Below are 24307 nucleotides of genomic sequence, written 5' to 3'. Positions count from 1 at the left end.
CCGACGCACGCGAGGGGTCCGACCGGGTTGCACCGGTCGGACCGTGGCACCGCGTCCCAGGACTACCGTGCCGCTCGGCGGCGTGTCAGGAGTCGTACCACACGACTCCGTCACCGCCGTCGTTGCCGATGGTCTGCGTCATGACGTTGCCTTCCTGCCAGTACTTCGGATGCTGCTTCAGGAAGCCTCCGACGGACTGGAGCGAGGTGGCGTCGCACACCCCGTCGGTGCGGATGCAGAAGCGCTGTACCGGAACGCCATCGAACGTCGCCGGGCCGGCGCCGGGAGAAGTGAAACCGAAGGCGCTCCACCCCTTGGGAATCCGGGACCAGATGCCGGTGCCGGGCTGGAAGGGGTCCGCGTACAGCATGCCGTTCACCTGCGAACGGGGAATGTCGGTGTCGCCGTTGGCGATCGTCTGGAGCACCTGGTCGGCCACGTGCGCGCCTTGGGAGTAGCCGACGAGCGTGAAGCGGGCGCTCGGGTCGCGGTGGTAGGTGTCCTCGGCCTTGGCCAGCAGGTTGCGGTACCCCTCGCGCACGCTGGCGTCGAAGCTCGGCGCGTTGATGTCCGGAGCGTTCTGGCCGTTGAGCCAGGGCCCGGCGCTCGCCGGGTAGCAGACCGGCACCGCTATGCCACCGTTGAGGTGTTTGTTGGCGAAGGTGTACGTGGAGGTGCAGTCGGGGGCGGGCGCAGCCGAGCCCGTGCCGCCGACCTCCAGGTAGTAGTGGTGCACCGGTTCGGCGTGGGCAACGGCGGGCGTGGCGGCGGTGACGGCCACCATGGCTGCCGTCGCACCGGCAGCGCCGATCGCCTTCCTCCATCTGCGGGACAGGGACATCGCTCTGCTTCTCCTCAAGGTGGGTTCGTACACGACTGCGGTGTTCGACGCTGACGCTAGCGACGGGCGGTGTATTAGCGATGAAACGCATACGTGCTCGGGTCCACCCGCGCCCGGATCGGCCCACCGTCATGGGCGCGGGCCGCCGGCGTGGAGGCGTTCGACGAGTGTGCGGAGGACGAAGAGGTTGGGGATCGTGGCGCCGGTCGCCAGGGTGGGCCCACTGCCGTCGAGGGTCAGCCTGACGGTGTCCTGCGTGATCTCCAGCCGCCGCACCTGAGGCCACCGGGCGGACACCGCTCCGGACCCGATCTCCTCCCTGGTCAGCCAGACATCGCCGAAGGACAGCCGTTCGCCCGCGTCGAGCGCGGACCATGCTCGGGGCAGTTGAGCACGGGTGACGGCCCGTTGGATCTCCGGCACCCACTTCTCCGCGGCACCGTCCACCGGTCCGCCGTACAACTCGACCTGCTTCCCTTCGATGTCGGTCAGCGTGAGGGCGCGAGTGGTCCCCCCGCGGGCCGGGGCCTGCGGGAGCCGGATGCTCTTCTGGAGGACAAGGGTGGTGTCGTACCGGACGAGGTGGATCCGCCGACCGACGGCGACCGTCATTCCGTGCTCGTACAGGTCCAGTCGTGCGTGCGCGGACGCTTTCGCCGCACAAGGGCGGCCGTATCGGGCGAAGGCCAGCAGGCCCAGGAGCGCTCGGGCCGGGACGGCGTGGGGTGTGCGCATGGCTCCCTGGTAGGTGGCGCGTCGCCTGCCGAGGTGTGCGCGGCCGGCAGCTGCGGAGATCCTCGCCAAGAGCAGCTCGTCGCCGCGCGTGTGCGGCGTCGGTCCGGTCATGGCGCGGTTCGGGCAAGGCCGAGGTCGGCGTCGTCCCCGCGAAGGATCATCTGGTGCGTCCGCTTCAGCAGGGGGCCCGGCGGCATGCCCAGGCCGTCGGCCAGCGCGCGGCGGGTGCGGTCGAACACGCTCAACGCGTCCGCCTGCCGGCCGCTGCGGTACAGCGCCCGCATCAGCATCGCGGCGACCGGTTCGTTCAGGGGCTGTGCCACTGCCAGTGCCCACAGCTCCGCGATCGCCTCGGCATACCGGCCCAGCCGCAGCTGCCAGTCCAGCTTCCGCTGTACGAGGGCGATCCGGCGCTCGGTGAGCCGCAGCCGCTCCAGCTCGGCGAACGGTCCCGGCAGACCGGCCAGGAGCTCCCCGCGGAACAGGTCCAGCGCCTGGGAGCAGACGCGGACCGCCTCGGCCAGTTCGCCGGCCCGCTCGGCCGCGGCAGCGGCGGTGACCAGTCCCTCCATGCGCGTCACGTCCACCTCGACCGCGCCGGGGGCCAGCCGGTAGCCGTAACGGTCGCGCTGGATCACCGGGTCAGGGCTGACCTCGCCGCGCAGCGCCTTCCGTAGCCGGTAGATGTACACGGGCACCACCTTCGTGATCGGCGGCTCCATCCCCCATACCCCGTCGAGCAGTTCCTGCTGGCTGACCGTCCGGTCCGGGCACAGCGCCAGCGCCGCCAGCACCGCTTGCTGGCGGAGGTGGCCCACGTCCAGGGGCTGTTGGCCGCGCCACGCCCGCAGCGGTCCGAGTACGGAGATCCGCATCCGCGGTGCGCGCACCGGGCCGGCGGTGGTCCGGGGCACCGGGCCTGCGGTCTCGCGGGGCCCGTGGCCGGGGACGACCAGGCCGCAGTCGAAGGCGTGGACGATGGCGGCGGACCGGTCGCGCAGCCCGAGTCCGGCGAGGATCCGCGCGAGGTGTCCGGCCACGGCGTCCCCGGGGAGGGCGAGGGCGGCGGCGACCTCGGCGTCGCTCAGGCCACAGCCGACCGCGTAGAGCACCTCGCGCTCCTCAAACGTGAGCGTGGTGACGGTCGGTTGGCCGGTGGTGGCGGTCGTCGGCATCGCGGGCTCCCTGACTCCGGGGGTCGGTCGGGTGGATGCCGTCGACGCTGGTCCCGGCGCCGGACAACGGACAGGCCAACAGACCGGCCGTATCCGGCCGGTGGCCGCGCTAGAGTCCCTCACCTGGGGAAAGTGCCGTGCCGGGGGAGAGGCCATGACCTGTGACCAGTGAGTTCAGCGCGCTGTTACGGCGGCTGCGGCACGCGGCGGGGATGACTCAGGAAGCCTTGGCGGAGCGCGCCGGAGTGGGCGTGCGCACCATCCGCGGGCTGGAGACGGGCGAGCGCGCCGATCCCCGGGTGACCACGGTCCGGCTGCTGGCCGATGCGCTCCGGCTGCGCCCCCAGGAACGCGAGGAGCTGCTGGCGGCGGCCGTGCACCGGCCCGTGGGCGGCGGCAGACCGGAGGACCCCAGCGGGGACGGGAGCCGGCCGGACGTCCCGGACGACCGCGCGGAGCCGATCGAGGCCGGCCGGCCCGCATCGGCGTTGCACGACACCCTGGCCGACACGTCCGAGCAACTCGCGCAGGCGGTGGCCACCCGCTGGCGGCGCGAGGAGGAGCAGCGGCAGGTCCACGATCCCTATCCGCTGCCGGTGCGCTGGCGGCCAGTGGCCGAGGAGCTGACGGATCACTGGGCCAATATCCGCCGTCTGCCCGCCGGGGGTACGCACGGTCCGCTGGACCTGAGCGGGCAACTGGACGAGATCGTGGGCGTGTACGGGCGGATCCCCTCCGGGCGGCTGGTGGTGCTGGGCCGCTCAGGCTCCGGGAAGACCGTGCTCGCCGTGCGGTTCGTCCTGGACCATCTGCGGTCGAGGGGCCGCACCGAGGCCGTACCGGTGATCTTCAGCATCGGTTCGTGGGATCCGACCGCCGTCACCTTCCGTGACTGGCTGGCGGCGCAACTGACACGCGATCACCCCGGCCTCGCCGCCCCGGGGCCCGGCGGGCCGAGCCTGGCCGCGGCACTGGTCGAGACCGGCCGGGTGCTCCCTGTGCTGGACGGCTTCGACGAGATCGCCGACGGCCTGCGACGCCCCGCACTGGAAGCGCTCAACGCCACCACCCTGCCGCTGCTGCTGACGAGCCGCCCCGCCGAGTACGCCGCGGCGGTGGCGGAGACCGACGTACTCACCTCCGCCGCCGCGGTCGAGCTGACCGATCTCACCGTGAGCGACCTGGCCGACTACCTGCCGCGCACCACGCGCAAGGCCCGCGGCGGGGCCCTCCCGGCGACCGCTTGGGATCCCGTGCTGAGCGAGCTGCGCGAACAGCCGCTCAGCGCTGCCGGTGCCCACCTCGCCGCGGTGCTGACCACTCCGCTGATGGTGACGCTCGCCCGCGCCGTCTACAGCGACACCCCCGGCAACGACCCGGCCGCGCTCCTGGACACCCAACGGTTCCATGGCCCCGAGCAGTTGGAGGACCATCTCCTCGACAACTTCACCACCACCGTCTACCGCGCACTGCCCGGACACGGCCAGGGCAGCGGGGGACGCCGCACCGTCGACCCGGAGCGCGCCAAGTACTGGCTCGGATACCTGGCCCACCATCTGACACGGCTCGACACCCCGAACCTGGAGTGGTGGCGGCTCGGTCACGGGCTGCACCGCACCACACGCACGTGGGTGACGGCGCTGGTGATCTCGCTGTGCATCGGGCTCGTCGACTGTGTCGTCGGCACCCTCTTCGACCCCCTCCGGTTCCAGCTCGCGGACGGGCTGGCGGTGGGCTCCCTCGCCGGCCTCCTGTTCGGGGTGGCTTATTGGTTCATGGTCGCGGCCAAGGACACGGTTGTGGCGCCGTCCGGCGTGCGGATGAAGATATTCGGCAGGGAAGGGAAGACCCGGCGGAAGTCCCTGCGCCGGCTGGCGGTCGGGCTGCTGTGCGGGCTGGTCTTCGGCGTCGGCTACGGCTTCGTGCACGGAGTGCTCAACGGCGTCCTCGCCCACATCGACGTCCCCACCATGCTGGCCGCCGGCCTCGGCGACGGCATCATCTACGGCCTGGTGTTCGCCCTGGGAGCCGGCCCCACCCTCGGCCTCCTGACCCTCTTCGAATCGCCGCTCGACATCCGGTCCGCCGTCAATCCGATCAGCCTGCTGCGCACGAACTGCCGGACGGTGGCCACCCAACTCCTGCTCTGGGCACCCGCCTTCGGGCTCCTGGTCGGCCTCGCGTTCGTGGTGGTGATCAGGCCCCTGCCGGCGCTCCTGGGCCCGCTCGTCTGGAGTCTGGCGACCGCGCTCAAGCTGGGCGTCATCAGCGGGCTCGGCGGCGCCCTCGGCTACGCGCTCAGCCTCACCGCGTGGGGTCAGTGGGCGGTCTTCTCGCGGTTCTGGCTGCCGCTGACCGGCCGGCTGCCCTGGGCCGTCGTGCCCTTCCTCGAAGACGCCTACCGGCGGGGCGTGCTCCGCCAAGCCGGCGCGGTCTACCAGTTCCGCCACGCCCGCCTGCAACACCACCTCGCCCGCGCCTACCGGTCACCCGGTGTCCGGCAACCGCCGACCTGACCGGGCAGGCCCACGCCCACCCGACAGCAGGGGCACCGCCGTCTCCCGCCGGAATCGCCCTGCCGGGCTGCCTGCGCAGACAGCCCGGCACCCAGGGATCAGGGCGACGAGGTGGGTGCCCGGCCGGGCGAGCCCTGACGGGACTTCTCAGCCGGAGCGCACATCTTCCACACGCCCTCCTCCTTCAGGAGGTGGACCGTGGCCGGCTTCTGCGCGGGCCTGCTCACCACTACGCCGGCGGTCTTCCCCTCGATCCTGACATCCGAGGTGGTCACCGGTATCGGCTTCGAACGGGTATCGCGCTCACCGTCGCCGGTGCCGTCGTCGATGACGCCGCGGGCCTCCTCCCGGCAGAGCAGCTTCCTCATCCCGGGGGTGTCCCCTCGGTCGACCGCCAGGGCGAAGTCCGCGACCACCTTCGTGATCCGCGACTGCTCGGTCTCACCCCCGCCCGGCAGCAGGTATGCCGCGACCCCACCTACGCCGGCGAGGAGTACGGCGGCCGCCGCGAGACACCACCACGTCGTCCGGCGACGGGATGACGGACGCGAAGGCGATGCGTCCGCCGGTATCGGTGACCGGGGCTCCCTCCCCGGCGGCGGGGACGGTGGCCGTTGTCCTTGTGGAGGCCAGGGCTGCGGCTCCTGGCCGGGCGGATGTGCCATGGCAACGCCTTTCTGATCAGGACGGGTCCTCGAAGCGCAACATCAGGAGGTCGTCCAGCTCCTGACCGAAGTCCTTGGGGTCGATATCGCCTTCGTAGACGAGGGCGACCTTTCCCACGGCGAGGTCCGGGGACAGGCAGTACTTGAGGAGGCCGCCGTCGGTCGTGACCTGCAGCAGGCGCGTTGATGAAAGGCGCGATGCGCCCTCCCAGCCGGGCACGCCGTCGGGGAAGTCGGACAACTCGGCGAGGGTGCCCATACCGGCGGGCCGTGCCACGCCGAAGGCGTCCCTGCTCGCCGAGACGAAGCCCGCATGAACCTGGTGCAGGAACACCCTTACCGCTTCGGGGAAGCTCTCCCAGAATGCGGGCTCCTCGAAGGTGGCGGGGTCATAGCCGACCCAGGAGACCAGGTCGCCGTCTTCCGTCTCCAGAACGTAGACCAGTACGGGAGAGCCGTCGGTGATACAGGCGCGCACGTCGACGCAGTGCGCGTGCAGCACCTCGGCGAACTCGGGAATCAGGTCGAGGAAACCCTGGTTCCACAGCGACAGCGCCGTCCTCCGACGGTCTTCCGCCTCGGCCGACAGCGCGATCGGCCGCCACGCCTCAGGGATACGAGCGGCCTCCCCGGAGCGGTCCCCGACAAACGTCAGTGACCATTCCTCCAGTGTGGCGGCGATTTCTGCAGAGTCCATGGCTACCTTCGGTACTGGCTCTTGAGGAGCTGGTCGATGATCTCCTGCAACTTCTTACGGGTCTCGTTCTCCAGCGTGACCTGGTCGTTGATCCATTTCGGGTCGGCCCCCGACACATACGCCGCGCTCCGAGATTGCTTCGATTCGTTCGCCGACCTCGACATCCACTGAAAGTTCAGCGGGGCGCGCGAGAGCACGTACATGTTCGTGGGCGTGAGCTTCATGAAGCCCCGCATCTGCACGAGTTCAGCCAACGGGATGATGTGGTCCGGCGAGACCTTCGACCTCCCGGAGTCCCAGGCGCCGATCTTACGGCCCGACGCGGCGGGATATGCCGGATCCCTGTCCGTGACGCGCGGCCGCGCGATGCCTCGTAGCGGGATGTTGCCCACTCGTCCCGGGTTGCCCTTTCGGAGGGCGTCGTAGACCGGACGTATCACGGAGTTCTTGGGAATTTCCCAGTTGCTTCCCCTTTTGGGCGGTGGGGGTGCGGTCCAGTTCGACGGAACCTGCTCCCGGGCCCGCTCGATCTTGTCCAGCGTCCGCCGGACAGGCGACTTGAGGCCCAAGGGGCTCGTGCCCACGGCCTGGAGCGCCTGCATCGCCTGCATACAGGCCCGCAGTTGGGCAAAGACAGCGGTCCTACGGGATTCCAGGAGCGCCTTCTCCGCGTTGTATGCCGCCGATGCCGCGGATTGCTGTGGCATCCGGAAGACATGCGGACGCGCGTTGTGCGCCTGGATATCGGCGGCTAGTTGCCTGACCTGCGCAGCCTGCGCCGAGCACAGGTCCAGGGGCTGGACCGGTTTCGCCTCCGCGGGGGAGATGAACCCGAACAGTGCGAACAGCACCACCAGCGCGGCCAGGAAGGACTTGCCTCTGAGTGGCAGCCGCACGCCCTCGCCCACCGATCGCAATCTGGCCATCTCAATCCCTTGCTGGAGGGGCGACGAGACTGCCCGACAAGGGGAGGGGCCCATTCTCATGTGCGTGAGAAAGCGCGCGTCGGACGTCGGTGGAGTGCAATCCCCGACGACGCCCACGGCGTGATGAGTCCCCCGTGCCGAGTTCCCGTGCCGAGCGGCGTGTGCGCCACCGCTTCCCGAGATTCCGCACGGTTTTCGGTGGCGACTCGCCCACCATGACGGGACGCAATGAAATGGCCATGAAATGAAGCTGATGCGCGCGATCGGTGACGTCGGGACGGTCGGGACCAGCGGCGCGGCATCGCCACGCGCGGCCCGCCCCGCCTCCGCCCAACACGCTGCGCGCAACGGCAAAAGGCGCCTGAACCGGGATGTTGCCCGGTTCAGGCGCCTGTGCCCGGCCCGCTCACCGCAGACTCCGGCGCGCGCCGTACCTCGCGTTCAGCTCACCGTCGCGGCCCCGGTCGCCCTCCCCTTGGGGCAGTGACCTTTAGGGATCTACCTAACTCGGGCCCCACGGCTCTATGTTCGATGCCCGGGGTCGGAAGGGTTGAGGGGGGCCGCTGATATCACTCCGGGTCGAGTTCGATGCGGATGTATGACACGTCACCCGCGTCGTCGTCATCCTGCTCGGCTTCTTCCCAGTCGGTCTCCGGATCGCCGGGGCGGCGTACGTGAAGTGCCCGGTAGGAGTAGCCGTCCTGCGGAAATTCCTCCCAGGTGAAAAGGACGCTCTCTCCCGGGTCCAGGGAGGCGAACGCACCTGGTTTCGCGTATACGGCGGAGAAATGGGCCCAGATCTCGCCCTGAATGCCGGGTGAGGTCAGTACGCCCCACCCCTCCTCGTTGTCCCACGACTGGACGGTTCCATGAACCGGATGGCTGGTGATGACTCCCCCAAAACTTCTCTGACTCCTGCAGGACCACACATTGTCAGCACAGCGCGGAAAGAGCGTCAACGCCTCTTTCCGCTACCCGGAATGGAGATACTTTGCAGATCACGGCGATACGCTCAGCCGGCCGGCAGGCCGCCGCTCCCCGGAAGATGAACCGTCTGGGCCGTACGGCTGTCGCGTCCGGCGTGGTGGTCATGGTGGCCATGGGAGGCATGGGTGCGGCCGAGGCCGCCCCGGCGAACGTGAAGGCCCAGAAGACCACCGTGTTCACTCCCAAGCACCAGAGCTACGTGACGCCCAAGGCGAAGCGGAAGGCCGGGGTCCTCCATGCCCAGGTCGATCTGACGGGCAAGTACCACAAGTACTACCCGATGCCCTGGTCGTGGAAGGTCACGAACAAGAAGCTGAAGTCCATCGCCCGCGGCCCGATGAAGTGCACGGCCAAGGGCCTGAACGGCAAGTACCACGACACCCACGGGTCGATCCCGGTGGGCTACCAGTGGCACTCCAAGGTGGGTAGCAAGGCGCACCCGCACAAGGCGAAGAAGGTCTACGGGCTGTCCGGGACCTGTGTGTTCCCGGTGCAGGTCGGCAACAAGACCGGCAAGGCCACGGTGGGCTTCCACTTCAAGTACGCCATCAACCCGGGCAAGAAGGCGCGAGCCTCGGTCGCCGCCCCGACGGTCACCAGCAAGGTCGTCCTGAACAAGTGACCTGAGTGCTCCCGTTGCGGGAGCACGCCGCTTCATGAAGGGCCCGTCACGCGGAAGCGTGGCGGGCCCTCTTCCGCTTCCGGCCGGCGGTCGGGGGCGGCTTTGCGGAGCCGCCGCCCCTCGGCCATGGTGCGCGCGACCACCCAACGGCCCTCCGGCGGAGCCGGCCGGAGGGCCGCGCCGTGCCCGGACGCCTGCCCAGCGGGCCGAAACCCCACGTAAGGCTCGGGCCGTTGCGCCGTGCCGGGGCCGTGCGCGGTGCATGGGGACCCCCGCGGCGCGTGTGCACCGACCCCGGCGGATGCGCCCTCACAGACGCCCCCGAAGCGGGCAAGCGGGAACGGCGTATGCGGAGTTCGTACCTCCGTCCCGAGGCATGCGCCCCTCCTCGGCGGACCGGCACGTCCTGCGCAGACATCGCGGTCGGCCCGGCGTCAAGGGGACAGGGCGGGCTGCGGAGGCGCTACTGCGCGCTCTGCCGGGGCGAACTCCGTGCGTGGTTGTCTCCTCCACGTCACCTTGCTGCTGCCTGGCGGACATCACCGACCACCACCTCACCTCTCGACCGCACGGCACGCACAGGCAGCAATTCCGAACAGCCGCCGCAGCACTGCGCGGCAATCGACGGGAGCGCAGCACATGGGATTTCCTCAGGTATCGCAAACAACCGCGCGTAGCGAATTCCGGGGCCTCGGGGCCCGGGGCGTCACCGCGGCGGCGGTCCTGTTGGCGGCCGGCACGCTGAACCTGGCAGCCGAGGGGACGGCCGGGGCCAGCGGTGGGGCATGGGACCGCCTGGCCGGATGCGAGAGCGGAGGAAACTGGCACATCGACACGGGGAACGGCTTCACCGGTGGACTGCAGTTCACCGACTCCACCTGGCGCTCCTTCGGCGGCGGCGCATACGCGTCACGGGCGTCGCGGGCGACCAGGGAGCAGCAGATCCACGTGGCGCAACGGGTATTGGCCCGGCAGGGCTGGGGCGCCTGGCCCGCCTGCTCGCACTCGCTGGGACTCAACTCGGCCACCGGCGGCGGCATGCCGCGCCGGACGGTCACCGCGCCGGACCGCGACCGCGTGCGGCACCCGCTTCCCCAGAAGCAGCACAAGGCGCGGCCCCACCGGGGGCGCGGTACCTCGGTCGTCGTCAACTCCGGGGACACGGTGAGCGGTATCGCCTACGCCCACGGCTTGGGCTGGCAGCAGTTCTATCGACTCAACCGCCAGGTGATCGGCGCGAACCCGCATCTCATTCACCCGGGAATGCGGCTCGCCGTACGACATTCCGGCGCCGGCTGAGGCGTCTTGGCGTGCCGTTGACTGTGCGTAGGTGCGTAGGTGCGTAGGTGCGTAGGTGCGTAGGTGCGTAGGTGTGTAGGCGCGTAGGCGCGGGAGCCCGTACGCCCACCCTCTGCCGCGGGGGCGCGTACGGGTTCCGTCACCTGCGGTCCCTCAGGCGCCGGCCGCTGCCGCGGCGGTGATCCAGTTCCTGAACTCGACGGCGTAGTGCCGCAGGTGGTGCTCCAGGACCTCTTCCGGGCAGGTGGTGGGCAGGTGGACCGTCAGGCTTGCGGTGAAGCCGTCAGCGGTGTCACCGAACTGGGTCATCGCCCGTCCGACGACGGTGCCGTCGCTCAGGAAGAGGTTCGAGGACATCGTGTGCGGAAACTCGGACTCCGGGAGGAGTTCGTCCGCGTCGGCGGCCCATGCCAGCGCATCCGTTCCCCAGCCGCCCATAAAGAAGGAGCAGACGTGGGGGCCGATGTTCTCCACCACATGGAACGATCCGTCGGCCTCGGGGGCCATCACGTAGTGCTCGGGGTGCGCCGCGAGGAGTGCCTGCTCGTTGCCTGCGAAGGCCTTGTCCATCCAGGCCAGGAACGCGCCCGACGTAAGGCCCTGCGCCGTGAGCACGGTGGTGCCGGCCGTGAAGCCGCCGCCGGAGGTGCGGGCGCTCTCCCGCAGGAAGGAATTGCCTTCTTCGATGTCCGCGGCCAGCAGGTCGAGCAGGCCCTGGCGTCCCAGCCGTGTCCGGAGGCGGTCCAGGGCGCGGCGGGCGTAGAAGAGCTCGAAATCGTCGATGCTCCCCGCGCCGGTGGGTCCCGACTCGAGCGTCACGGCAACGGTCGGAGAAGTCTGCGGGGAACTCTGGCTGTCGGGCATGGGTGACCTCCCATAGAATGTGAATGTGAACTCGCATTCGCATATTACCCGGGGTCGGGAGGAGCGCACCACTTGGCAAAAGGACCTGCAAAGATCGCCGCCGCTACCATGCGGGACATGACTGATGAGCCGGATCGCCCGGCGCCCTACCGGGAACCCCGACAGGCGCGCAGCGCCGCGACACTGGCTCGTGTACTGCGGGCGGCCGAGGAGATCGCCTCCTCGTCCGGCCTGGAGGAGATGACGATCACCGGCGTCGCGGACCGCGCCGGGGTGGCGGTCGGCTCGATCTACCGCCGCTTCGAGGGCAAAGAGCAGCTGATCACCGCCCTGACCGAGCGCATGCTGGAACGGCGCGAGGAGTACGTGGCCGAGCAACTGCGCACGGCCGAGCCGTCACTCTCCGGCGTGATGGACGCGTACGCGCACGCACTGCTGCAGTCCTTCGCCGACGGCGGCAACCTCTTCCCCGAACTGCTGCGTGCGCGGGTGACCGGCGCGGTGGACCGCGGGGCGCGCACCATCACCGCAATCCACCGCCACCTCCTCGACGCAGCAGCTCCCTACACCCGCCAGATCCGGCGCTCCGACCCAAAAACAGCGCTGGACACCGTGGCGCGTGCCATCCTCGGTGCCTGCTTCCACAACTCCGTACGCCCCGACCCCGCCACCGGCGAGGCGGCCCGGCGCCGGTACGCGGACGAACTCAGCGATATGGCGATCGCCTACCTGCACACTCCCGACCGCCGCCACGCCGCGCGCCCCTGATCGCCGGGTACGACCCGTGCCGGTCGTGCTCAGCCGAGCAGCCGCGACAGGTGGGGGCCGGAGCGGCGGAGGGCGAGGGCCATCCCCGCGCAGCCGACCGCTCCCCAGCCGAGCATGACGGCGACTTCGGCGAGTACCGGCCCGACGGGCACACCGTGGCCGGCGACGGCCTGGCGTGCTGCGGCCAGGCCGTGCGCGGCCGGGACCACGGTGGCCAGGAGCCCGGCGAGACCGTGCGTGGGCCGGGCGACGTTCACGCCCGCGAGGAGAAGCACGGCGATCGTGGTGCCGCCCGTCAGATACATCCGGCTCTCGGGCCAGCGGAGACTGACCCCGGCCAGCGTCAGCGCCAGGCCGTAGCCGCTCAACGTGATCAGGGCTTGCAGCGCGAGCACCAGCGGCAGCGCCGTCCAGGCCATCTGGAGGCCCACGATCCAGGGGAGGAGCACCATCACCACACAGGAGGTCAGGAAGCCGTCGGCGACCCAGTACAGCCCGCGTGAGGCGATCACCAGGAAGGGGCTGCTGGAGCTGATGACGATGAACTGGAGGGTGCCGCCTCGCCGTTCGCCGACGCAGGAGGAGACCACACCGAGCGCGCCGAGCGGACCCAGGACCATCGCGTTGCCCAGGGCGATCGCCTGCTCGGTGTGCACGGAGCCGACGAGTCGGCCGAGCGAGGCGAAGAACAGCACCTGCGAAACCAGCCGCAGCACCCAGCCGAAGAGCCAGGAGCGCCAGGTGAACATCGCCCGGTAGTCCTGGAAGCTGCTGATCACACCGAACCACAGCCTGGTGAGGAACAGTTCCACGCGGTCAGCCATGCAGGATCACCTTGCCCTCGCGCGCGCGGTTCAGGATCCGGCGCAGGATCAGGTAGCCGGCAACTGCCTGCAGCGGCGCCAGAAGCGCCAGCACGCCCAGCGCCGTGAGGTCGAAGCCGGTCTCGCCGATGGCGGCGCGCAGCGACGTCGCACCCCACGAGAGGTAGAAGGCGCGGGCGGGCCACTGCAACGCCGTCGGCAGTGCGGCGACGGGCAGGACGAGGCCGGCCAGCAGGTAGAACGGGTAGGTCATGGCGTTCTGCAGCGTCCTGGCCCCGCGCACGACGACCAGCAGCCCGCTGATGGTGAGGGCGATCCCGGCGCTTCCGCACAGCACCAGGAGCAGCACCAGGCAGGTGAGGACGGGGTGCGCGACGGTGATCGGGTAGCCGAAGCCGAGGCGCCCGATCAGCAGGATCTCGCCGAACGCGGGCAGGCTCACCGCGGTGGTGGTCAGCACGCGTACCGCCAGGGCGTCGGCGTAGCGCCGGGGGTTGACCAGCCCCGCTTCGAGGGTGCCCTCCCAGCGGTCGTAGTCGACGGCGTCGGAGGCGACGAAGACGGCCTGGGACCACATGCTCATCAGGAACGCGGTGGTGGCCACCGTGGTCGCCAGTCCGGCCCTGTGGTGTTCGCGCAGCACCGAGAAGAAGACCAGGGAGTACAGCGGGGTGACCACCAGCGGGCCGAGCAGCCGGGGCGAGCGGAGCAGCAGCCACCACTGCGCCCGGAAGTAGGAACCCATCACACCGCCAGTTCGCGGTCTTCGATGACGCTGCGGTAGACGTCGCTCAGGCTGGGGGCCGTCATGGTCACGTGGGAGGCGGGTGACCGGGCGAGCAGGCCCATGACCTTGGTGGGGGTGCCGGCTCCCGCGGCCTCGACGCGCAAGGAGCCCTCGGCGTCGTGTTCGGCACGGCGGACACCCGGTAGCGCGCGGACGTGTGCGGCGGTCGCCACGTCCACGCCGACGGCGGTGATGACGTGGTAGCGGCCCAGTTCGGTGAGGAGTGCCTCGGGGGCTCCGATGCGCAACAGCCGGCCGCGGTCGATCAGGGCCACCCGGGTGCAGAGCGCCTGGGCTTCGGCCATGTCGTGGGTGGCCAGCAGGATCGTCACGCCGGTCGACCGGAGTTCCCGCACCATCGTGCGGAAACCGGCCGCGGCGTTGGGGTCCATCCCGGCGGTCGGCTCGTCCAGGACGATCAACTCCGGCCGGTGGAGCAGCGCACGGGCCAGGTGAACCCGCTGGATCATGCCGCGGGAGAAGGTCTCCAGACGGTCGTCGGCACGCTCGGCGAGTCCCATGCGGGCGATGAGTTCCTCGGTGCGCCGCCGGGCGTCGGAGGAGGCCAGCCCCTGCAGGGCCGCCCAGTAGCGCAGGTTCTGCCGGGCGGTCAGCCTGCTGTACAGGCCGCGTTCGCCGCCGAGGACCAGGCCGGTCCGCCGGCGCACCGGCTCCGGGTCCGCGACCACGTCGAAGCCCAGGACGCGCGCGGTTCCGGAACTGGGTACCAAGAGGGTGGTGAGGATGCGGGAGAGGGTGGTCTTTCCCGCCCCGTTGGGGCCGAGCAGGCCGACGACCTCGCCGCGCTCCGCGGAAAGGCTGACGTCGTCGAGCGCCACGACCTCTTTGCCGCGCCGGGTACGGAACCGGCGGGCGAGGTGCTGGACGTCGAGGGCGGTCAACGCACGGCCTCGCGGACGGCGGCGAGGGCGGACTCGTACTGCCCGGGGTCGACGATCTCGCCGTCCACCAGGAGGAAGTCGCCGACGGGTGTGCGCAGCAGCGTTCCGTCGGAGAAGTCCTCGGTGACCGCGTACGCGTCCGCCCGCGGGGTGTCGGCCCTCTTGAGGAGCATGCCGTGGACCGGCATCCCGGCGTCGAGGCGTTCGCGGACCGTCGCGGTCCGGTCGGCAGGGGCGGCGTCGACCGCAACGGCGCGGCGCCTGTCCTGCTCGGCCGGCGCCCACTCCTCCAGAGCGCGGGTCAGCTCCCGGGGGACGGTGTGCGCCAGCGCCGGGAGGCCGGAGACCGCCTGGCACAACTCCAGGAGTTCGGGCGCCAGACGGAAGCGGTCCGCGGTCCGCGCGAGGTCGGCCCAGGGTGGCAGGCCGGGGGAGGAGAAGACCACCGCCAGGTCGAGCATGTCCTTTGCGGTGAAGGGGCGTTGGAACCTCTCCTCGGCGAGTGCGAGCACATCCGCCTGGACCTGCTCGGGCGGGGTGGCGGCGCGCAGCGGGACGGCGCCGGAGTCGCCCGGGTAGGCGAACGTGGAGATTTCCACTTTGAGTTCGGGGTCGATCATCGGGTCCTCGGAAGGCCAGTGCAGGGCGATGGCCGTGTGCCGTGTCCCATCGGCGCGGAGGACGGTGATGTCGATGCCGTCGACGGGCCGGCCGGCGAGTACGCGGGACGCCGCCTGCCACAGGCGGGGCTCATCGGGGACCACCACATCGAGGTCGCCGAGCGGGCGCAGCACGCCCTCGGGATAACGGGCAGCCAGCGAGGGCCCCTTGAGCACCCGGGTGCCCGGTATCCGGGTGAGCTCGTCCGCGATCGCCCGGTAGGTGGCGGCCCTGCGCTGCATCCGGTCGAGCTCCGCCAGGGAACCCGGGCCCATCGCGGCGCCCGACGTGCGTGCCACGGAGAGCACCAGGGGCGGAAGATGCCCTCGTACGATGCGCGCGTTGCGCAGCAGCAGGATGGGTTCCCAGTGCCGCTCGATGCCGAGGAGCTCGTACAGCAGGTCGAGCGTGATGTCCACAGGCGCGGAGCGCGCGGCGGGCAGGTGGTCCACGGTGCTTCCTTCCTCGGTCCGGGAGGGCGACGGTGATCGACGCCTGCCGGCAAAGCGGTGATGGGGTGGTCGCCGTCACGGCCTAGTGGGTACGTGAAGTGCCCATGTCGCCACGTTCGTTGAGTGCTCCACGCTGCGCCGCAGCGGTGGTCGCCCCGGCCGGGAGCGCCACCCGGTTCCCGTTGGGCCGGGACGCGAACCGGCCCGCTATGCGGTGCGTGACGAAACCGAGTCCGATGGCCAGGTCGCGGACCGGTTTGACCAGGAGGTACGTCGCCCGGTGGAGCAACGGGGCGCCGCGCAGTTCGCGCAGGTGGAGACAGGTGTTGGCGACGACGGGCAGCAGGGCCCCGGCTGCCGCCCATGGCTGGAGGAGCGCGGCCCCCAGACACGCCAGCGCCACGGCCCAGGACACCAGGGCACGCCAGGGCCGCCACCGGCACCGCTGCCAGAAGTCCGCGGCATACAGGGCGGAGCACCTGGCCATGCCCTTGCCCGAGTGCCACGACTTGCGCAGCAGGGCGGACACGTCGAGCTCGTCGTGGTGCTCCACTTCGAGGCGGCTGTGGAACTGCACGATCCAGCCGTGCCGGGCGGCCCGCAACTGAAAGTCGACGTCCTCGAAGGCGGTACGGGAGAACAGCGGCCCGGTCAGCCCGAGTTCGCCGGCCGCCGCCACACTGACGATGATGTTGCCGGCCGCGGACAGGACCTTCGGGTCGACCACGGCTTCGGGGGCGTCGGGCCCGGTGACCAGAGCCAGTTTCCGCGAGGACCGGGTCTCCAACGCCCGTACCAGAGAGCCTGCCCCGGCCGCGGCGACCGGGTAGCGGGGCCCGAAGAACAGGGCGGTGGGCAGCGGATCCGCGCATGCCGCCCGCACGGCCGGAAGCCAGCCCGGCAGGGGCACGCAGTCGTCGTCCAGGAACGCCACGAAGCGGTACCGCGCCGTGTGTTCGATCAGGAACTGCCGGGCCTCGCCGGCTCGCATGGCGTGCGGTGTCCTCATGACGTCCACGTTCCGGTCACGGAGCAGCGCGTCCAGGGTGCGGCCGGCCGCGGCCTGCGGGGACCCGGTGTAGAGGACGACGACGTCCACCGGTTCCGTCCCCTCCCTCCGCAGGGCGTCCAGCACCAGCGACAGGGTCGACTCGGGGACCGTGTTGGTCACCACGGCCACCAGCAGCTCGTACTCCGTGTCCGGATCGGTGCGGGCGCTCACCGGCAGGCCCCGATCCGGGTGAGCAGCCGGTCGACGACCCGGTCGACGGCGTCGGCCTTCGCGGCCTCCACCGCCTCGGCACTCATGCGGCGCAGACGTTCCTCGTCGAGCAGCAGCCGGGCGGTCTCGTCCACGAAGCGTTCCTCCACGGCCGGGTCGGTGATGTCGCCCTCCACCAGCACTCCGGTGGATCCGGGAGTGACGCGCTCCCGCAGTGCCGCGACCGCCGAGAGGACCGGAACCGTGCCGAGCGCCACACATTCCAGTGCGCTGATGCAGCACATCTCCTCGTACGCCGTCGGGTACAGCATGACCTCGCTCTCACGGATGATCTGCGCGTAGCGGTGGCGGGGCACCGGCCCGAGGCGGCTGACGCCGGCCGGGAGCCCGGCGAGCCCGGGGACTTCACTCGAAGCCAGGTCTCCGGCGTACTCCGGGGAGTAGCCCCACAGTTCGTAGCCGCCGAGGACCACCAGTCGTGCCTGCGGTACCCGTTCGCGGATGCGGGGCCACAGGCGCAGCAGCTGCCCCAGCCCGCGGTAGGGCGCCGCCATGTGCACGCACTGGAAGCGGCGGCGTGCGACGTCGTCGACGTGCGGCAGGGCGTGGCCGAGGTTGTCCACGTGGTAGCCGTGCCGCGGGCGCAGCAGCGGCGCGTAGCGGTCCCGCGCCGCGTACGAGCCGACGAGTGCCAGATCGCAGGCGCCCGCGGCGTCCAGCGCCTCGACGCCGGGGGTCTTGCGGTCGCCGACGAAGAGCACGCGCAGCGGTCCCTCAGGCGCGGTCAGCAGGGGCGCCGCGTCCCGGAAGGCGACCAGGACATCGGCGCCGGCCGGGCCGGGGTACTGATCGCCGCCCAGCCAGCCCGTGTCCCGCAGTTCACGCGTGCCGGGCCCGTCGAGCACCACCCGGAAGTCGATGCCGCGTGCGCGCATCTCGCGCCACCACAGGACGAGGGTCGCCTCGTTGCCGCCGAGGCCGCGTCCGTCGAGGTCGGCGGGGTCGAACCAGGATGTTCCGGGAACGATCACGTCAATGCGCATGCCCGGCCTCCTTGCGCGCGGTCCACGGCTCGCGGTGCGCGTAGCGGGTCAGGACGTCCATCGCGTCCTCGCGGGGTAAGCGGACACCTCTGGCCTGGTAGCGGCGCAGCGCGTCGCCGAGCCCGGAGGCGTCCCGCAGCAGCAGGGCGAGCGCGACGACGCCCGTGCGGTCGAGGCCGAGCGTGCAGTGGACGACGGTCTGCTCCCGGCTCGCGCAGTCGGATATCTCCTGGACCAGGCGGTCCAGGAGCGTGACGGGGTCCGCCGACTCCCAGTAGGTGAACGGCCGGTGCAGCACCCGGGACAGCGGCGCCCGCGCCCGGTCGTACACGTCGGGGCCGGGAAGGGTCCTGGACAGGCAGACCACGGTGGTCGGCCGGTCGGGCAAGGCCCATTCCGCGGTGCGGCAGTCGGCGGCGTACACCTGGGGCAGGACGGGCCACGCGCGGTCCGTGGCGCCGGCTTCGGTGCGCGGCTCAGTCGGCATAGACCGCCTCCGTGTCCGGCCCGGCCAGCAGGATTCCCAGGTCCCGCCGTGCGACGTCGGCCGCCACGTCGGCCTGCGCGAAGCCGATGTCGCCCCAGTCGAGCAACCCGGGGGCCTTGTCCACCGGCGTCATCAGCCGCCGCAGGAGACGGCCCGTCGACACGTCGGGAGCGCGGTCGAGGAAGCGGGTGATCCGCGCCGTCATCCGCACCTGGGCGTAGGGCTCGGTGTCCGGCTCCTCGACCCTGACGTAGCCCAGGTAGGCGGCCGTGCCGACTTCCACCTGGCTTTCCTCGACGGCCTCACGGAAGAGGGTCGCCTGGAAGTCCTCTCCTGCTTCCGGCTTCCCACCGGGCAGGTTGAAGTATCCGTGGTCGTCCTGGACCAGGACCCGGCCTTCGGTGTCGAAGAGAAATCCGTAGACCTGGCGCACCCGCAGTCCTTCAGGCACCTGTTCCACGTTCCACGTTGCTTTCATGATCCCTTTTCCATGCTCTGCTCGATGAGCGCCGTGATGCGGTCTGTTGTTTTCCGGTGGTCGCTGTCCGTGTTCTCGATGAAGAGGTATCCGGCTTGTTGCGCCAGGTGGCGCAGTTCGGACTCCAGCCGCTCCTCGAAGGGCCGCTGTCCGGTCGAGAAACGGCGCTCGTCACGCTCGTTGCGCTCGCCCGAACGCCGGTAGCGCAGGCGGCGTTCGTCGAGCGGGCAGTCCAGGAAGATCCACAGGTCGACCCGCCCGGCCAGCCGTCGCGCCAGCCGGCCGGCGAACCGGCCCAGCAGGCGCCTGCCGCTTGCCCGGTCGTAGGCGAGCACGCGGTGGACGTAGCTCTGCTGGAGGAAGACCCCTCCCGGCCGGTTCCTGTGCCGGGCCGCCGGGAGCAGATCGGCCAGGTAGGCGAGGTGGTACAGGGCGCTGCGCAGCAGCGACGGCAGCCGCGGCGCCCGGTAGACCACGTCCAGGAAACGGTCGACGGGCCGTCCGTAGAGGCACGTTGTGGAGTCCGTGACGGGCGTGCCCGCCTCGGTCAGCCGGCGTCGCACCTCGCGGCAGACCGTGGTCTTGCCGGCGAAGTCCAGGCCCTCCACCACCACTGTGATCACCGGACCGTCTCCCGTCGGTCTGCCTCGCCCAGCCACCGCACCACCTCTTCGGTGATCTGCTCCGTCGTGTGCTGCGAGGTGTCATAGGTCAGTACCCGGCGATGCCGCCGTCCGGCCATCGCCAAGGCTGCCATGAAGTCGTCGTGGAACGTCTCGCTGAGGACGGACAGCCGGTCGATGGAATTCGCGTCGACGCGTCTGCTCAGCCGCTCCCGTCGGACGTGCAATGGGGCACTGAGGTATATCGCGAGATCGAATCCGATGAACATCCCCGGATTTCTCAGCGCGATCCTGGCGCTCGGCCACGGTCCGCTCGCATACCCGTACGCGAGGCATCGGTCCACGTACGACTCCTGGATGAGCAGGCCGCGCCGCTCCCAGAGCTGAGCGCCCCGTAGCGCCTTGTCGAGCACGCAACCCACGAGATAGGAGGAGTTGAGCAGGGAACTCGTGGGGTGGTCGGGAGCCTTGACGTTCTGCAGCGGCCCGGCCAGGGGGTTGCGGGGGGAGAGGAATCCGCGGTGGTGCACGGGCCGGTGGTGCGTTTCCCGCAGCACCGTGGTGAGCCGGGAGGCCAGTGTGGTCTTCCCGGAAAGATCGAGACCGTCGATAAGAATCCGCATGGTAGCCCTGTCACCTCGACACTCTGGAGGGGCGGCTGTGCTGTGGGGTGGCCGGCAGGTGGTGTCCGTGTCCGCCCGCTCGGGTGGGGGCGTCCCGCCACTCCGGGGGCGCGGCGGCGCTCACCAAGTCCGCTCCCAGAAGACGTGATCGATGGACCAGTTGGCGCGCAGCAGCGACTCGACCACCGCATCCGCACCACGGGCCGCTTCCGGCTCGGAGGGATGCACCACGTGACCGCGCAGCGGGCGCCCTCGTGTGGCGTGTGCGAGGGCCGCCACGAGGGCGGAGGTGGCCGCGCGCCGGTAGGCCGCGTCGTCGATCAGGATGTCCACCAGCTCGGCGAACGCCTCCCCGGTGACCTCGTCCCGCTGGTCGGTCAGCACCGTGCCGTGGCCGAGGGGTTCACCCGCGACATGCGCGATGAACGAGCGCCGGTCCGGGGCGGCCAGCACGTCTCTGATGGCGGGATGCTGAGCCGCCACGTCCTGACCGGGGTAGGCGTTACGGAATGCCGTCACCAGCCAGCCGTGGACGGCGGCTTCGTCGCCGGGCGCGGCGGGGCGCACGGCCACCGCCGATGCGGGGGCCACCGGCGGGGCCTGCGCCGGACGGAGGTGACGGAGGTAGGTGAACCGGGGCCGCCACGGTGTGGCCAGGCGTACGTCGCCGGGCGCCCGGAGCAGAACCGACGCGGCCCCGGGGTGGCGCTCTCCCAGCCGCTCGACCAGCACACCGAGCGCCTCGGCGTTCCGCGCCAGCTCCCGGTCGCAGTACTCGACCAGAATCTGCGGGCGCGCGGAGATGGGGTCCTCGTAGAGGTCGGCCACGTAGCGCGCTCCGAGCACCTCGTCGAGGAGACCGGCGTGCCGGGCCCGCTCCAGGTAGTCGAGGGTGCTCATGGGGCCGCCGGACTGGCCACGGCCCGGAAGCCGTCCCGTATCCGGGTGGCGGCCTTGCGGACGTCGTCGGCGTTCACCGCCTCGATGTACGCGACTTCATCGGTGGGGGACCAGGAGGCGAATCCGCTGCTGCGCAGCGCCAGGTAGCGTGCGCAGTCCAGCGGGGAGTCGACCGCGGTGAGGACCCGCATCTGTTCCTGGCGCCGGGCGGAGGCCAGATCGTCGGGGTCGGGACCGTGGCGGGCGATCTCGTCGAGCGCGGCCCGGATCACGTCGAGCACGGCGTCTCCGTTGCCCGGCTCCACCCCGGCCAGGACGCGCCACGCGCCGGTGTCGGCGTATCCGCGGTTCCAGGACTGGAAGGTGTAGGCGAGCCCCGCCTCACCGCGCAGCCGGCGGTACAGCAGCGACGAGGGGCTGGCCCCGAGCAGTTGGGCCAGCACGTTGAAGTGCGGTCGGCGCGGGTCGTGGTCGGGCACCGAACGTGCGCCCGCGCAGACCCAGGCGAACTCCGCCGGCCAGCGCACCGCTTCCGGCGGTCCCGGAGGCGGCGAAGGGGGCAGGGCCGCCGCTGTGGTACCGATCGCCGTGAGGGTCTGCGGGTCCATACCGGCGGCCAGCGGGTTGGCCGTCCGGGGCAGGCCGGGGCCCACCACGATCACGGACAGCGACGCGGTCAGCAGCCGCTCACGGTGAGCCGCCGCGACGGACGCCGTGCTGAAGCGTTCGACGTCGGTCCTGGTCCCGCCGACCGGATGGCCCAGGGGGTGGCCGGGGAAGAGGTGCGCCAGGAACGCGTCCTGGACGACATCGCTGGGGTCCGCCGCGGCGGCGGCCAACTCCTGGAACACGGCGCGCTTCTCGCGTTCCAGCACGTCCTCGTCCCAACGCGGTTGCAGTGCGGCCCGATAGAGCAGGCCGGTCACATCCTCCGCGTCGTCGGGGTGCACCTGCGCATAGAAGAGCATGCGGTCCAGGCCGGTCTCCGCATTGGCATGGCCCCCCAGCCGTTCGACGTGTTCGCTCAGCGAGGGGACGCCCCCGACGGGGGAGGACATCACCACGTGCTCCAGCACATGGGCGAGTCCGCATTGCCCCGCCGGATCCTGTTGTGCGCCGTACCTCGACGCCAGGCAGATGGTGGTCGTACTCAGCCGCTCGTCGATCAGACTGACGACCGGTACCGGGCCGTCCAGTCTTGTGAACTGATGCACAGCAGGCCTCTCTGCGGGGAAAGCAATTCCGTTGAGCAGGTATGCCGCCACCCGAAGGTGGCGGCATACCGCGCTACATCACTTTTCAGCGATCCTGCGGCTTGATCTTGTCCAGACGCGGACGCAGGATCGAAGCGTGCTTCGCCATAATTCCTCCTTGATTCAGGGATGATTGGACGGCCTCAGCGTAAGCAGCACGCAACGAAGGCGGCAATGGCGCTTTCTGTATTGCGCACATGTCGGCGACGGAAAGGCGTTGTTGGCGGCTGCTGCTCCGGTGATGTACTGCTCCCCGTGACGTACTGCTGGATCCGGAAATCCCTACCCCGAACGCCTCTGATCTCCGTTAGGGTCGTCGTGCTGCGTCCAGGGCGGCGATGCGTCTGGGATCGCTCTCTTCCGCTCGTGCGGGCCTTTCGGTGAATGCGAACCTTTCTGCGCAGCGCATGAATTCAACTCCCGGGAAGGTGCGGTTCGTTCATGACGGCACGGATACTGGAACAATTGGTTGGCGATACGCACTCCTTCTGGCCGTACTGGCGTCATCGCCCCGGCGTCTTCACCCCCGGTGGCGCGGCTCCCAGTCCGTTCACGCTCGCCGATATCGACGCGGCGCTGGCCAGTGGGTACTTCCGCGAGCCGTACATCGAAATGTGGCTGGACGGGCGGAGGCTCCCGGCCACGGACTTCACCTCGTCCAGGACCGTGGCGCGCGAGACTCCGGCCGGGTTCGCCGACCCGGTCAAGATCCGCGCCCTTGTCCACGACGGGGCGACCATGCTTCTGCGCTGCATCGACCAGTGGCACGGGCCGACCCGCGACATGCTGGCCGCCCTCGCCGACGAATTCGGCCGCGCGGTCGAGGCGTTCTCCTTCGTGACGCCCGCGGGACAAGCGGGGCTGCCGCTGCACCGGGACGACGGCGACGTGCTGATCGTGCAGGTGGCCGGAAGCAAGAGCTGGAAGGTCCACGAGGGACCGGCCGGCGGCGCATGGCACGCGGGCCGGGTGACGTCCGACGAACAACAGCCCGCGGAGCTGTTCCACACCGTCCTGACCCCGGGACAGGTCCTCTACATCCCCCGCGGCTTCGCCCACCAGGCCGTGGGACAGGACGGCCTGTCCGCCCATCTGTCCCTGGCCGTACGGGAGATCGGGGTGGCCGACCTGTCCGGACGCCTCCAGGACTGCGTCGTGCGCGCCGCGGACGACGACGCCGTGGACGCGGCCCCGCTGCCCCTCTCGGACGACGAGATCACCGCCGCGGCGAAGACGCTCCTGGAGACCGCGCGCCGACAACTGGCGGGCATGACCCCGGAGGCCTTGGTGGCGCACGCACGACAGCACCGGAGGGACGGGATGACGGTGCCGCCCACGGCCCTGTCGCTCGCCGACCTGGCGCGGACCTGGCCGGCGACCGAGCAGGCCGAGCAGACCGGGCAGACAGGCCCGACCGGGACCACCGCACCCGAGGGAACCGGACGGGACAGCGGCGGGCGGCAGCCGTAGTGGCGCGGCGTTCCGCGCCACTACGGCTTGCGCGTGCGGGTCAGCGATCCCGGGAGCGCTGAGCGGTGAACGGCGTCTGCCGGCGCCCCGATGGCGCGGTCGTGCCACGGGGCGCCGGAGGAGAGGGCGCGGCGCGCGGCCGCATCCGGCAGCCGATGGCGACACCGAGCTGGAATCGATTGTCGACCCCCAGCCGGTCCATCAAAAGGCGCAGGATATTGGTCACGGTACGCGTACTCACCCCGAGCCGATGGGCCGCACTGGCGTCGGTATGTCCGGCCACCAGCAGCGATATGAGTCGGCGTTGCCGTTCATCGAGCGGTGGCGCATTCTCTTCCGTTCCGCGCTGATGCTGTTTTCCCGACGGCGGCTGATCTCCCTGCGGATACTGTCCGGGACCGATGTTCAACTGGTCCTCCGTGAATGCGCGCTGCGGCATTTCACCGGACGGATCCCGGACGGAGGAGGGGCGGCGGACGGCCGGGCGG

General features: G+C 70.7%; 26 protein-coding genes. 5 read left to right on the top strand and 21 right to left on the bottom strand.

The features are described from left to right. Window positions 1-85: 85 nt before the first annotated feature. The 3 genes from ACIRQ7_RS09465 to ACIRQ7_RS09455 form a co-directional block, all read right to left on the bottom strand. Window positions 86-841: a PE-PPE domain-containing protein gene (locus ACIRQ7_RS09465; protein ID WP_404261194.1), complete on the bottom strand. Its 756-nt coding sequence runs from the start codon at window positions 839-841 to the stop codon at window positions 86-88. Window positions 842-970: 129 nt separating this feature from the next. Continuing rightward, window positions 971-1687, bottom strand: a complete 717-nt coding sequence (locus tag ACIRQ7_RS09460) for a DUF6585 family protein (RefSeq protein WP_404261193.1) — start codon at window positions 1685-1687, stop codon at window positions 971-973. Next, window positions 1684-2751 (bottom strand): BTAD domain-containing putative transcriptional regulator, encoded by a 1068-nt coding sequence (locus ACIRQ7_RS09455; RefSeq protein WP_404261191.1) that lies wholly within the window; start codon window positions 2749-2751, stop codon window positions 1684-1686. Before ACIRQ7_RS09455 ends, ACIRQ7_RS09460 begins: the two co-directional genes overlap by 4 nt. Window positions 2752-2912: 161 nt before the next feature. Between ACIRQ7_RS09455 and ACIRQ7_RS09450 the strand changes: the two genes are divergently transcribed. Next, window positions 2913-5267, top strand: coding sequence for a helix-turn-helix domain-containing protein (locus ACIRQ7_RS09450; protein WP_404261190.1), 2355 nt, complete (start codon window positions 2913-2915; stop codon window positions 5265-5267). 98 nt (window positions 5268-5365) lie between these two features. On the opposite strand, the gene ACIRQ7_RS09445 is transcribed toward ACIRQ7_RS09450, so the two are convergent. From ACIRQ7_RS09445 to ACIRQ7_RS09430, 4 genes are all read right to left on the bottom strand, one after another. Continuing rightward, on the bottom strand, window positions 5366-5635 hold the full coding sequence (locus tag ACIRQ7_RS09445; RefSeq protein ID WP_404261188.1) for a hypothetical protein: 270 nt from the start codon (window positions 5633-5635) through the stop codon (window positions 5366-5368). Window positions 5636-5948: 313 nt separating this feature from the next. Further along, window positions 5949-6629 carry a hypothetical protein gene (locus ACIRQ7_RS09440; protein ID WP_404261186.1) on the bottom strand — a complete coding sequence of 227 codons (681 nt, stop codon included), beginning with the start codon at window positions 6627-6629 and terminating at the stop codon, window positions 5949-5951. Between the two features lie 2 nt (window positions 6630-6631). Continuing rightward, entirely contained in the window at window positions 6632-7537 is a 906-nt protein-coding gene (locus tag ACIRQ7_RS09435) for a hypothetical protein (RefSeq protein WP_404261185.1), read from the bottom strand. 587 nt (window positions 7538-8124) lie between these two features. Further along, window positions 8125-8514 carry a cold-shock protein gene (locus ACIRQ7_RS09430; RefSeq protein ID WP_404261183.1) on the bottom strand — a complete coding sequence of 130 codons (390 nt, stop codon included), beginning with the start codon at window positions 8512-8514 and terminating at the stop codon, window positions 8125-8127. 86 nt (window positions 8515-8600) lie between these two features. Between ACIRQ7_RS09430 and ACIRQ7_RS09425 the strand changes: the two genes are divergently transcribed. Further along, window positions 8601-9164 carry a hypothetical protein gene (locus ACIRQ7_RS09425; RefSeq protein WP_401467888.1) on the top strand — a complete coding sequence of 188 codons (564 nt, stop codon included), beginning with the start codon at window positions 8601-8603 and terminating at the stop codon, window positions 9162-9164. 639 nt (window positions 9165-9803) lie between these two features. Further along, window positions 9804-10463 carry a transglycosylase family protein gene (locus tag ACIRQ7_RS09420; RefSeq protein ID WP_404261182.1) on the top strand — a complete coding sequence of 220 codons (660 nt, stop codon included), beginning with the start codon at window positions 9804-9806 and terminating at the stop codon, window positions 10461-10463. Between the two features lie 153 nt (window positions 10464-10616). On the opposite strand, the gene ACIRQ7_RS09415 is transcribed toward ACIRQ7_RS09420, so the two are convergent. Beyond that, window positions 10617-11282: a hypothetical protein gene (locus ACIRQ7_RS09415; RefSeq protein ID WP_404261180.1), complete on the bottom strand. Its 666-nt coding sequence runs from the start codon at window positions 11280-11282 to the stop codon at window positions 10617-10619. Window positions 11283-11444: 162 nt separating this feature from the next. Here ACIRQ7_RS09415 and ACIRQ7_RS09410 point away from each other — a divergent pair, with 162 nt between their 5' ends. Beyond that, window positions 11445-12095 (top strand): TetR/AcrR family transcriptional regulator, encoded by a 651-nt coding sequence (locus tag ACIRQ7_RS09410; RefSeq protein WP_404261179.1) that lies wholly within the window; start codon window positions 11445-11447, stop codon window positions 12093-12095. Between the two features lie 29 nt (window positions 12096-12124). Here the strand turns inward: ACIRQ7_RS09410 and ACIRQ7_RS09405 are convergent, their stop codons facing one another. The 12 genes from ACIRQ7_RS09405 to ACIRQ7_RS09350 form a co-directional block, all read right to left on the bottom strand. Continuing rightward, entirely contained in the window at window positions 12125-12919 is a 795-nt protein-coding gene (locus tag ACIRQ7_RS09405; protein WP_404261177.1) for a hypothetical protein, read from the bottom strand. After that, on the bottom strand, window positions 12912-13664 hold the full coding sequence (locus ACIRQ7_RS09400) for an ABC transporter permease (protein ID WP_404261175.1): 753 nt from the start codon (window positions 13662-13664) through the stop codon (window positions 12912-12914). The genes ACIRQ7_RS09405 and ACIRQ7_RS09400 overlap by 8 nt, the downstream gene beginning before the upstream one ends. Next, window positions 13664-14608, bottom strand: a complete 945-nt coding sequence (locus ACIRQ7_RS09395; RefSeq protein WP_404261174.1) for an ABC transporter ATP-binding protein — start codon at window positions 14606-14608, stop codon at window positions 13664-13666. The genes ACIRQ7_RS09400 and ACIRQ7_RS09395 overlap by 1 nt, the downstream gene beginning before the upstream one ends. Then, window positions 14605-15720, bottom strand: a complete 1116-nt coding sequence (locus ACIRQ7_RS09390; RefSeq protein WP_404261173.1) for a hypothetical protein — start codon at window positions 15718-15720, stop codon at window positions 14605-14607. The genes ACIRQ7_RS09395 and ACIRQ7_RS09390 overlap by 4 nt, the downstream gene beginning before the upstream one ends. Window positions 15721-15802: 82 nt before the next feature. Beyond that, entirely contained in the window at window positions 15803-16942 is a 1140-nt protein-coding gene (locus tag ACIRQ7_RS09385; RefSeq protein ID WP_404261171.1) for a glycosyltransferase family 2 protein, read from the bottom strand. Then, the gene (locus ACIRQ7_RS09380) at window positions 16939-17985 is read right to left on the bottom strand and encodes a glycosyltransferase (RefSeq protein WP_404261170.1); all 1047 of its coding nucleotides are present in this window, start codon (window positions 17983-17985) and stop codon (window positions 16939-16941) included. Before ACIRQ7_RS09380 ends, ACIRQ7_RS09385 begins: the two co-directional genes overlap by 4 nt. Then, window positions 17975-18472, bottom strand: coding sequence for a tyrosine-protein phosphatase (locus ACIRQ7_RS09375; RefSeq protein ID WP_404261168.1), 498 nt, complete (start codon window positions 18470-18472; stop codon window positions 17975-17977). Before ACIRQ7_RS09375 ends, ACIRQ7_RS09380 begins: the two co-directional genes overlap by 11 nt. Beyond that, on the bottom strand, window positions 18462-18950 hold the full coding sequence (locus ACIRQ7_RS09370) for an NUDIX domain-containing protein (protein ID WP_404261166.1): 489 nt from the start codon (window positions 18948-18950) through the stop codon (window positions 18462-18464). The genes ACIRQ7_RS09375 and ACIRQ7_RS09370 overlap by 11 nt, the downstream gene beginning before the upstream one ends. Continuing rightward, a complete protein-coding gene (locus ACIRQ7_RS09365; RefSeq protein ID WP_404261164.1) occupies window positions 18947-19573 on the bottom strand; it encodes a hypothetical protein in 627 nt (208 codons plus the stop codon). Before ACIRQ7_RS09365 ends, ACIRQ7_RS09370 begins: the two co-directional genes overlap by 4 nt. Next, entirely contained in the window at window positions 19570-20196 is a 627-nt protein-coding gene (locus tag ACIRQ7_RS09360) for a hypothetical protein (RefSeq protein ID WP_404261163.1), read from the bottom strand. Before ACIRQ7_RS09360 ends, ACIRQ7_RS09365 begins: the two co-directional genes overlap by 4 nt. A 120-nt stretch (window positions 20197-20316) precedes the next feature. Further along, window positions 20317-21096 carry a hypothetical protein gene (locus ACIRQ7_RS09355; protein WP_404261161.1) on the bottom strand — a complete coding sequence of 260 codons (780 nt, stop codon included), beginning with the start codon at window positions 21094-21096 and terminating at the stop codon, window positions 20317-20319. Then, a complete protein-coding gene (locus ACIRQ7_RS09350) occupies window positions 21093-22310 on the bottom strand; it encodes a M16 family metallopeptidase (protein WP_404261160.1) in 1218 nt (405 codons plus the stop codon). Before ACIRQ7_RS09350 ends, ACIRQ7_RS09355 begins: the two co-directional genes overlap by 4 nt. Before the next feature lie 480 nt (window positions 22311-22790). Between ACIRQ7_RS09350 and ACIRQ7_RS09345 the strand changes: the two genes are divergently transcribed. After that, window positions 22791-23819 (top strand): JmjC domain-containing protein, encoded by a 1029-nt coding sequence (locus tag ACIRQ7_RS09345; RefSeq protein WP_404261158.1) that lies wholly within the window; start codon window positions 22791-22793, stop codon window positions 23817-23819. 40 nt (window positions 23820-23859) lie between these two features. Here the strand turns inward: ACIRQ7_RS09345 and ACIRQ7_RS09340 are convergent, their stop codons facing one another. After that, a complete protein-coding gene (locus tag ACIRQ7_RS09340; protein ID WP_404261156.1) occupies window positions 23860-24258 on the bottom strand; it encodes a helix-turn-helix transcriptional regulator in 399 nt (132 codons plus the stop codon). Between the last annotated feature and the right edge of the window lie 49 nt (window positions 24259-24307).

The organism is Streptomyces sp. NPDC101393, from assembly GCF_044767385.1.
Taxonomy (GTDB): Bacteria; Actinomycetota; Actinomycetes; order Streptomycetales; family Streptomycetaceae; genus Streptomyces.
Note: the sequence above shows the minus strand (reverse complement) of the source record. Positions and strands in the feature narration are given on the sequence as shown.